General features: G+C 65.0%; 11 protein-coding genes. 4 read left to right on the plus strand and 7 right to left on the minus strand.

Features of this window, described 5'->3' with window-relative positions:
• A partial coding sequence (locus tag VZ95_RS15530) for a sulfite exporter TauE/SafE family protein (protein ID WP_156995336.1) occupies window positions 1-734 on the minus strand: 734 nt, incomplete at its 3' end.
• A gap of 57 nt (window positions 735-791) precedes the next feature.
• On the opposite strand from VZ95_RS15530, the gene VZ95_RS15535 reads away from it, so the two are divergent.
• From VZ95_RS15535 to VZ95_RS27350, 4 genes are read left to right on the plus strand one after another with little or no spacing between them, the layout of a single operon-like run.
• Complete coding sequence (locus VZ95_RS15535) at window positions 792-1,262, plus strand: (2Fe-2S)-binding protein (protein ID WP_084627841.1); 471 nt, start codon at window positions 792-794, stop codon at window positions 1,260-1,262.
• Window positions 1,259-1,699 (plus strand): molybdopterin cofactor-binding domain-containing protein, encoded by a 441-nt coding sequence (locus tag VZ95_RS27345; protein ID WP_052711828.1) that lies wholly within the window; start codon window positions 1,259-1,261, stop codon window positions 1,697-1,699. The genes VZ95_RS15535 and VZ95_RS27345 overlap by 4 nt, the downstream gene beginning before the upstream one ends.
• A gap of 5 nt (window positions 1,700-1,704) precedes the next feature.
• A complete protein-coding gene (locus VZ95_RS15540; protein WP_052711829.1) occupies window positions 1,705-4,515 on the plus strand; it encodes a molybdopterin cofactor-binding domain-containing protein in 2,811 nt (936 codons plus the stop codon).
• Window positions 4,413-4,730, plus strand: a complete 318-nt coding sequence (locus tag VZ95_RS27350) for a c-type cytochrome (RefSeq protein ID WP_232302695.1) — start codon at window positions 4,413-4,415, stop codon at window positions 4,728-4,730. Before VZ95_RS15540 ends, VZ95_RS27350 begins: the two co-directional genes overlap by 103 nt.
• Before the next feature lie 55 nt (window positions 4,731-4,785).
• On the opposite strand, the gene VZ95_RS22215 is transcribed toward VZ95_RS27350, so the two are convergent.
• The 6 genes from VZ95_RS22215 to VZ95_RS15560 form a co-directional block, all read right to left on the minus strand.
• Complete coding sequence (locus VZ95_RS22215) at window positions 4,786-5,181, minus strand: hypothetical protein (protein ID WP_052711831.1); 396 nt, start codon at window positions 5,179-5,181, stop codon at window positions 4,786-4,788.
• Between the two features lie 331 nt (window positions 5,182-5,512).
• Window positions 5,513-5,707, minus strand: coding sequence for a 2Fe-2S iron-sulfur cluster-binding protein (locus tag VZ95_RS22220; RefSeq protein ID WP_052711832.1), 195 nt, complete (start codon window positions 5,705-5,707; stop codon window positions 5,513-5,515).
• Entirely contained in the window at window positions 5,677-7,332 is a 1,656-nt protein-coding gene (locus tag VZ95_RS23180) for an FAD-binding oxidoreductase (protein WP_156995338.1), read from the minus strand. Before VZ95_RS23180 ends, VZ95_RS22220 begins: the two co-directional genes overlap by 31 nt.
• Window positions 7,329-7,571: a hypothetical protein gene (locus VZ95_RS24315; RefSeq protein WP_156995339.1), complete on the minus strand. Its 243-nt coding sequence runs from the start codon at window positions 7,569-7,571 to the stop codon at window positions 7,329-7,331. Before VZ95_RS24315 ends, VZ95_RS23180 begins: the two co-directional genes overlap by 4 nt.
• 26 nt (window positions 7,572-7,597) lie before the next feature.
• The gene (locus VZ95_RS15555; protein WP_045776671.1) at window positions 7,598-8,218 is read right to left on the minus strand and encodes a glutathione S-transferase family protein; all 621 of its coding nucleotides are present in this window, start codon (window positions 8,216-8,218) and stop codon (window positions 7,598-7,600) included.
• Window positions 8,219-8,353: 135 nt separating this feature from the next.
• Window positions 8,354-9,107 (minus strand): FGGY-family carbohydrate kinase (locus VZ95_RS15560; RefSeq protein WP_045776672.1); only part of this gene is annotated, 754 nt, incomplete at its 5' end.

Consider the following 9,107-nt stretch of genomic DNA (forward strand, 5'->3'; position numbering starts at 1 on the left):
CGCTTGGTCAGCCAATAGCCGATCCAGATGCCTAACGGAGCGAGCGGGGCTAAAATCAGGGCTTGGCTGAAGTTGGTCGCATCGATCTGCCCGAACCACAAATAGGGCACCAGCTTGACGAAGTTGACGATGGCGAAATAGACGACCGTGGTCCCCGCCAGCAGCATTTTTTCCATCCGCTGCGGCAGCAAGTACATCAGCAGCGGCGGGCCGCCGGCGTGGGCGATATAGCTGGCAAAACCCGAAACGCCCGACCAAAAGAAGCCCTTTGGGTTCGATTGCGGCGCGGTTTCGGCGGGTTTACCCCGGTTCAACAGCGGCTGCACCCATTGCAGGGCGGTAAACGCCAAGGCATTCGCGCCGATGGCGATGCGCACGGCATCGTCGTTGAGGTGATTGAAGGCGAGAATGCCGAAGAAAATCCCAACCATCGCGCCCGCCAGCAGCACGCCCAACTGCTGACGGCTCCAGCTTTTACGGTAGGCCCACAGGCCGAAGATATCCATCAGGCAGAGAATCGGCAGCATCAGCCCCACGGCTTGCCCCGGCGGCAACACGAGGGCCAGCATCGGCACGGTCAGCGCGCCGAGCCCCGACAGGCCGCCTTTGCTGATGGCGGTTAGCAGAACGCCGGGAACGGCGAGCGCATAGAAGGCGAGATCGAGACTCATAATCCTCACACTATAGAGGCGCACTCCCGCCGTAAACGCCGCTGTTCCCCCAGGCAGGAGCATGCGAAGATCATTCAGACTCGCGCCCCTCAATCGGCAGTAACAATCATTGTGACCCAGGTGCCGACGCCTTCTCTAACCCTCACGGTCAACGGCCAGACCATCGCGGTACAGGCCGCGCCGGAAACACCGCTGCTGTATATTCTGCGCAATGATCTTGCCCTCAACGGCCCGAAATACGGCTGCGGATTGGGGGAATGCGGGGCGTGTGCCGTCCTGGTGGACAATAAGGCGGCGCGCGCCTGCCGCGTGCCCGTTGCTGCCGTTGTCGGAAAATCGGTGCGCACGCTGGAGGGGCTCGGCACCCTCGCCACGCCGCACCCGGTGCAAGCGGCCTTTATCGCCCATAATGCCACCCAATGCGGCTATTGTCTGAACGGTATGATTATCGCCACCGTCGCCCTGCTGCATCGCAATCCTCACCCAACCGAGACGGAGATCAGGACCGCCCTGCGCCATCATCTCTGCCGCTGCGGCGCGCATCTGGAAATTCTCGCCGCCGTGCGGGCGGCGGCTTTGGTGCCCGCATGAGCGCGCTTGAGGTCATGCGCGGCAGCGAGCGGTTCTTAACGATAGACGCTGCTGGCCGCGTGACCGCGTTTAACGGTCATGTGGATCTCGGCACCGGCATTCGCACCGCGCTGGCGCAGATCGTGGCGGAGGAGCTTTCAATCCCGTTCGACCGGGTCGAGATGGTCCTCGGCAGCACTCGAACCGGGCCGGACCAGGGCGCGACAATTGCGAGCGAGACGATCCAGGTCAGCGCCATTCCCCTGCGCCAAGCGGCAGCCACCGCGCGGGCGTTTTTGCTCGGTCTTGCCGCCGAGCACCTCGGTGTGCCCACCGCTGACCTGACCGTGGTCGATGGGGTCGTTCAATCGACGCAAGATCGGAACCTGTTCGTCTCGTATCCGGCCCTGCTTGCGGGCCAATCCGTTCGCCTAGATTTGGACCCCCACGCCCCCTGAAACCCGTGGCCGACTATACCATCGTCGGCCAGCCGCAACCGCGCGTTGACCTCCCCGCGAAGGCAACCGGGGTTTGGACCTTTGTTCATGACGTCCGCCTGCCGGGCATGCTGCACGGGCGCGTGGTCCGCCCGCCCTATGCCGGGTTCGACAGCGGCCCGCACGTCGGGACCAGTCTCATCAGCGTTGATAAAACATCGGTCGCCGAAGTTCCGGGGCTCGTCGCCGTGGTGGTTATTGGCGATTTCGTTGGGGTCGTCGCCGAACGCGAGGAGAATGCTGCCCTTGCGATGCAGCGGCTGAAGGTGAATTGGCGGCCCGCGCCGCAGATGCCGGACCTCAATGATCCCGCCACCGCCCTACGCGCCAATCCGTCAACGCCGCGCCGCCTGACCGATCAAGGCGATATCGATTTGGCCTTGGCCGGCGTGACGCAGCGGATGGACCGTTCCTACGTCTGGCCCTACCAGATGCACGCCTCCATCGGCCCCTCCTGCGCAGTCGCCGATTTTGGCGCGGATGGGGTGACGGTTTGGTCGGGAACCCAGAACCCTTTTACGATGCGGGCCGATCTGGCGCGGTTACTGGATTTACCCGAAGACCGAATCACCGTCGAACGGCTGGAAGCGGCGGGCTGTTATGGCCGCAACTGCGCCGACGATGTGACGGCAGACGCCGCCTTGCTGTCCCGCGCTGTGGGCCGTCCCGTGCGCGTGCAGCTCACCCGCCAGCAGGAACACGCGTGGGAGCCGAAGGGCGCGGCGCAGGTGATGGACGTGCGCGGCGGGCTCGATTCCGAGGGCGGGCCAATCGGCTATGATTTCGAAACGCGCTACCCCTCGAATGTTTCAACCACGCTGGCACTGCTGCTGACTGGCACCGTGCCGCCCGTGCCGGTAACAGCCGATATGGGTGACCGCACCGCCGTCCCGCCCTATGCCTACGGCAATCTGCGCGTCACCGTTCATGATATGCCGCCGATTGCGCGCGCTTCGTGGTTTCGCGGCGTCTCGGCCCTGCCCAATAGTTTCGCCCATGAATCCTTCATCGATGAGCTTGCGACCGCCGCCGGGGTCGATCCCATCGAATACCGCCTGCGCTACCTTACCGATCCGCGCGCGGTCGATCTGGTGCGCGCCGTCGCCGAACGGGCGAAATGGGTGCCGCACACGAAGCCGGGTTCCTTAGGCAGCGATGGCGATATTCTCTATGGGCGCGGCTTTGCCTATGCCGTTTATGTCCACGGCCCTTTCCCCGGCACTGCCGCCGCCTGGGCCGCTTGGGTTGCCGATGTGGCGGTCAATAAGGTGACGGGCGAAATCGCCGTTACTCGCGTTACCGTGGGCCAAGATTCCGGCCAGATCGTCAACCCCGACGGCGTGCGCCACCAGATTCACGGCAATGTGCTGCAATCGACCAGCCGTGTGCTGAAAGAGATTGTCGATTTCTCCCCAACCGCCGTGACCAGCCTGGAATGGGGGGCCTATCCGCTGCTCAGCTTCGCGGAGGTGCCGGAAATCGACGTGTTGATGATACCGCGCCCGGACGACCCACCCTTAGGCGTTGGCGAAAGCGCCTCGGTGCCGAGCGCAGCGGCCATCACCAATGCGCTGTTCGACGCGACCGGCGTGCGGTTTCGGGAACTGCCGCTGACGCCCGAGCGCGTGCGCGCCGCCCTCAACCCCTTGCCGCCGCCCGATCCGCCCGCCCCACCGCCCGCAAAAGGTTGGCGACGCTGGCGCTTGCCGCTGGGCGGGGCTGTCGCCGGGATGGTGGCGACGGCAGCCGCCCTACTGCCCTGGCAGGCGAGCATCGCCCCGATCAAGCGGCCCGATCCGCAGGCCTATTCGGCGGCGACCTTGGAACGCGGGCGGCTGGCAGCAGCCCTCGGCGGGTGCAATCTTTGCCATGTTGGCGCGGACGGCACCGCGTTTGCCGGGGGCCGCGCGCTGGAAACCCCCTTCGGCATTATCTATGCCACCAACATCACCCCCGATCCCGACGCCGGAATCGGCACCTGGTCCTACCCCGCCTTCGAGCGGGCGATGCGGCGCGGCATCTCCCGCGACGGACATCACCTCTACCCCGCCCACCCCTATACGTCCTTCGCCAAAGCCAGCGAGGCCGATCTGCAAGCGCTCTATGCCTATCTGATGGCGCAACCGGCCTCGGCAAATCCCACACCGAAAACCGCTCTGGCCTTCCCCTTTAGCCTGCGCCCGTTGATGGCCGGGTGGAACGCGCTGTTCCTCAGCAAGCCCGAGGTTCCGAGCGACCCAAGCCGCAGCGCCGCCTGGAACCGAGGGGCCGAGTTGGTGGAAGGGCTCGGCCATTGCAGCGCTTGCCATAGCCCGCGCAACGCCTTGGGCGCGGAGATGCGCGGCACGGACCATCTTGCCGGCGGCACGGTGGACGGTTGGGACGCGCCCGCGCTCACGGCCCAAAGCTATGCCCCCGTCGGCTGGACCGAGCAGGCGTTTTTCGACTATCTGCGCAAAGGCTGGTCCGCCGAGCATGGCGCGGCGGCGGGGCCGATGGCGCAGGTCGTTGCCTCGCTCGCCCCCGTGCCCGAGAGCGATATTCGCGCGATGGCGACCTATCTCGCGAGTCTCACGGAAACGCCGCAGGATGCGGACGCCGCGCGACACGGTGCCGTCGCTGCCAGCGAAACCGCCCGGCAATCCGCAGCCCTTCTTTCCCCGCAGGCGCACGCCTGTTCGAGGGAGCCTGCGCCGCCTGCCACACGCCCACCAGCGGTCTTGCCTCCCTCGCCCTCAGCAGCAGCCTGCACGCGCCGCGCCCGGACAATATGCTAAACGCGGTGCTGAACGGGCTTCCCGCCCCACAAGGGCCGCGCCTGCCGGGCGGCGACGGCGCGGCGGACGTCACGGCAATGCCCGCCTTCCGCGACACGCTAAGCCCAGATCAAATCGCCGCACTAACCCGCTATCTGCGCGCCCGCTTCGCCCCCGATAAACCGGCTTGGGGCGGGCTTGAAGGCGCTTGGGCGCGCAGAATCGGCAAACCTTAACGGCGGTCAGAGGGCGGCACCTCGCTTGCGAGATGCCGCCCTCGCGTCCACGATATTACTTGGCGACGGTCGCGTAGCGTTCGACCGTCTCAGCCCCCTTAGCGATAGCCAGTGTGAACCCGACGACGGCGTTAGATGAGCCGCCGCCAACGATGGTGAAGGCGTAACCCGGCGGGCACAAATCTGCATAGGAGTTGTCGCCAGAGTACGGATTTTCCCATGCCACGTAGACAGCGCCAAGCGAGGTGGTGTCGATGATTAGCACATAGCCCACCCAGCCCTTGACACCGGTCATGAAGCCGTCGGCGTCGGTCTCCCAAGTGTCCACCTTGCCGGGGGGGATCAGCACGGGCGGTGCCGGGTGCCATACGCCGCTCGAAACATGGTGTCCGACACGAACGAGCAGCCCCGGTGTCGAATTCGTCAAAATCACCTGAGTTGAAATAGCCATTGTTCTTTCCTTGTATTTTCGCCCGTCACCATCGCCTTGTGTGCAGCGCTCGATGATCGATATCGTACTAAAAGTTGTGCAGAAATTTTTTAATTCATTTTTTAATTTTATTCAATAAAGAGGCACCCTTTTGTAAGATTTCTTAACAATTTTGAAACGTAAGAGGATTCCCTCCTTCTGTGATTTCTAATTTAAACTCCATGCTGGAGCAGGAGGGCGGCACGGATGGGGTAACCAAACCCGACCAGTTTAAACGCAATCCGCCCCCTCAAAGGCTGGGGCTAAACATCTAGCTTCCAGCGTCCGATCCGCAGATGCAGCCCTCCTTGCCCTAAAGATCGAGCGTAAGCGCCCCCTCAGCGGCGGGCGTGGCCGAGCAGAGGCGCACATCCGCTGCGGGCTGCCGGGCGGGTCCGGCATATTGATGCGCCTGCCCCGCGATTACACGGGTCAGGCAGGTGCCGCAGGTGCCCGACCGGCACTCGAACGGCGGGGTTAGCCCCTGCGCTTCGGCAAAATCGAGCAAACTCCCGTCCCCAGGACGCCAGACGGCGGTTTTCCCAGAGCGGGCGAAAATGACGGGCGTCGGCTCGGTCGCCGCAACCGGCCCTGAGGACGGCGTGAGGCTATCCGGGTCGCGCGCGAGCTGTGCCGGGCCGAAACTTCCGCAAAAATGCGCGCGTCGGCCACGCCCAAGCGGCGGAGCACCCCATAGGCCGCTTGCATGAAGCCGGGCGGGCCGCAGAGATAGGCGTCGTAATCGTCCAGCGGAAACAGCTTTTGCAACCCCTCGGCGCTGACATGGCCCGTGCCGTCGTAGCCTGTATCCTCCAGACGCGGGGCGGAATAAAGCGTGTACAGCGTGAAATTCTGATGGCGCGCGCCATAGTCCGCCAGCGCCGCCTTGAACCCATGCTCGCCGCCATGCCGCACGGCATAGACCAGATAGACCTTGCGGTTCGGTACGCGCGTCCGGTCGGTCGGCCCCAGCAGCGCGTCGAGCATCGCCAACATCGGCGTAATCCCGATGCCGCCCGCCAGCAGCAGTACCGGGCGTGGCGAGGTAAGATCGAGCGTGAACGCGCCGCGCGGCGCAAGGCACTCCAGCCGATCGCCAACGCGCATCTGATCGTGCAGCCAGCTCGAAACCCGCCCGTCGCGCTTGATCGAGACTCGATAGAAACGGCCATTCGCGGCGTGCGACAGCGTGTAAGTGCGCTTCAAGGTTTCGCCCGCCACCGTCACTGCAATCGGCAGAAACTGACCGGGCGCATGGGGCGCAATCCCGCCGCCATCGGCGGGCTCCAAGTAGAACGAGCGCACGGTTTCGCTCTCGGCTTCAATCGCCATAAGGCGGAAAGGCCGGTAACGCTGCCCTTCGGCCTGGGCGGCCTGCGCTGCCGCGACCGCCTCCCACGATCCCGTTGCGGCCACATAGGGCGAGGGCTCTGGCGCACTCCAGCGCAGGGGCAACGCTTCTCGCAGCAAGCGGCCTTCGGTGAGAGTGAACTGCAACAGACGTTCGGCCCCAGCGAAAGCCGCCACCTCCGGCCCGTCCCAGATCACTCTTGCCGTGCCGGTGAGAAACAGCATGTCGCCGGTGGCAAAATCCAAGAACAGCAACCCGGCCAGGGGATTGATTTCCAGATTGCCGAAGGTGCGGAACTGAAAATTTCCCAAGAAATCCGGTGAGGTCAGCACGCTTGCCCCACCTTCCTCCGTCACCCGCACAAAGCCGGGTTTACCGCCGCGATGGGACACGTCGCAGCCCTTAACCGACGCGGCCCCCTCCGCCTCAGGCGAGGCCGTTGCGATGAAAAACGTATCGGCGGCGTCGATTAAAGCCCGCGCGCCCTCGGGCAGGCGCGCGCCAAAATCCTCAGGGGCGGCCCGCGTTTCAGGCGGCGCAACCCAGCGATGCTGGCGCACTTGAATATACTGCGGGCAGTTGCCGAAACTCTCATCCACCGACAGGGTGAAGCCCGTGGCGTCGTTCTCGCGCACGGTGGCGTTGAGGCGATTGCGGCGGCGGGTTTCAAGCTCGATCCCCAACAGCCCGAGCGGCGTTCCCGTGCGGATCGACCCCGCCAGCGGGTCGCCCCGCACGGGCTGCGCCTCAACCCGCAGAGCGCGCGGATCGGGCGAGCTCATGAACCCCACCTGCCCGGTGAGCACTGTGCCCAGGGCCGGGCGCGCGCATCCAAACCGCCGATCACCATCAGCGGCAGTTGCTCGAAAAAACTGCGGTGTTGATCGGGCATATGGTCGCGGATCACGCGGCGGCCCGCGTCTTCCGCCCGTGCCCGCACCCCCACCCGCTCTTGGGCCGCCGCCTCGCCCGCGTGAAAAGGAGACCGGGAAGCTCCGGCATCCGTGCTGCGTTCTTTCATCTCGGCCTCCTATCGTCGGCAGAAAATTAAGCGGCAAAACCGGTTTTAGTGGCGGGCATGGCCACGAACCCCGGCAGGGCTTCGATCCGGGTCAACCACGCGCGGATCGACGGATAGGGCTCCAACGACACCTCCCCCTCCGGGGCGTGGGCGATATAGGCATAGAGGGATACATCGGCAACCGTCGGCGTCGGGCCGGTCACGAAGGCGCGGCTGGCAAGCTGCCCGTCGAGCACACTCAGAACCCCCGCCGCAATCAACTTCGCCCGGTCGTGATCGAGCTTTGCGCCGAAGACCGTCACCAGCCGCGCCGCTGCCGGACCGAAGGCAATCAGCCCGGCGGCCACCGATAGCCACTGCTGCACGCGCGCCGCCGCAACCGGCTCCTGCGGATACCAAGTGCGCGCGGGATCATAGGTTTGCGCCAGATACACAAGAATAGCATTGCTATCGAACAGCACCGTTTCGCCGTCTTCCAAAACCGGCACCTGCCCGAACGGGTTCATTGCCAGAAACGCGGGCGTTTTATGCGCGCCGCTCTTCAGATCGACCGGCACATCCGTGTAAGGCAAGTTGAGCAGTGATAAAAGCAGCGTTGCCCGGTGCGAATGCCCCGAGAGGGCGAAGGAATGAAGACGGATTGCCATGCGAAAAAACCTCCAGCCTGGGTTGACCTCAAGCGCGGCGGTTTCTTGCCCCGCGCTCTAGAGAAACCCTAGCGGACGCCGTTCAAAGCAAGAATATCCCTAAAAACGCATACACTCTTGCGAATTTCAGAATAATCAAACCGGCCTATAGGCGGCGCGATAGGCTTGATACTGCGCGGCATAGGCCACCTGCCACGCCGGGTTCGGCAGAATGCGTTCTTCCAGGGGCGGCGGCAGGCAGAGGGCGCGCGGGTCTTCTCCCGTTACCGCCAAGCGCGCCAGCCGCGCCGCGCCAAAGGCCGGGCCGAGATCGCCGCCGCTGCGATAGCCGAGCGGTTTGCCAAGGATCGACGCCAGAATCGCGCCCCACAGCCGCGAGCGCGCGCCGCCGCCGATAACGGCGAGACTCTGAACCTCGGTCCCCGCCGCCGTCAGCGCGGCGAGGCCATCGGCAAAACTAAAGCCAACCCCCTCCAGCACCGCCCGTCCCAAATCGCTGCGCCGGGTGGCGTGGGTCAGACCGGAAAATAGACCCGTCGCGTGCGGATCATTATGGGGCGTGCGCTCGCCCGAAAGATACGGCAGGAATAGCACCGAACCCGGCCCCTGGGTTTCCGCCTCGATTTCGGCGAGCAGCGCGGCTTCACTCGCCGCCCCCGTCACCCGGCTAACCCAGGTGAGGCAGGAGGCGGCGCTGAGCATCACCGCCATCTGATGCCAGCGCCCCGGCACCGCATGGCAGAAACTATGCACCGCCTGGGCCGGGTTCGGCGCGAAATCGGGCGTCGCCACGAAGAGCACACCGGAGGTGCCGAGCGAGATAAAGCCGCTCCCCGGCTCGATACAGCCAATGCCGACCGCGCCCGCCGCATTATCCCCGCCCGCCCGC

The organism is Elstera litoralis (assembly GCF_000963705.1).
In the GTDB taxonomy this organism is placed as follows: domain Bacteria; phylum Pseudomonadota; class Alphaproteobacteria; order Elsterales; family Elsteraceae; genus Elstera; species Elstera litoralis.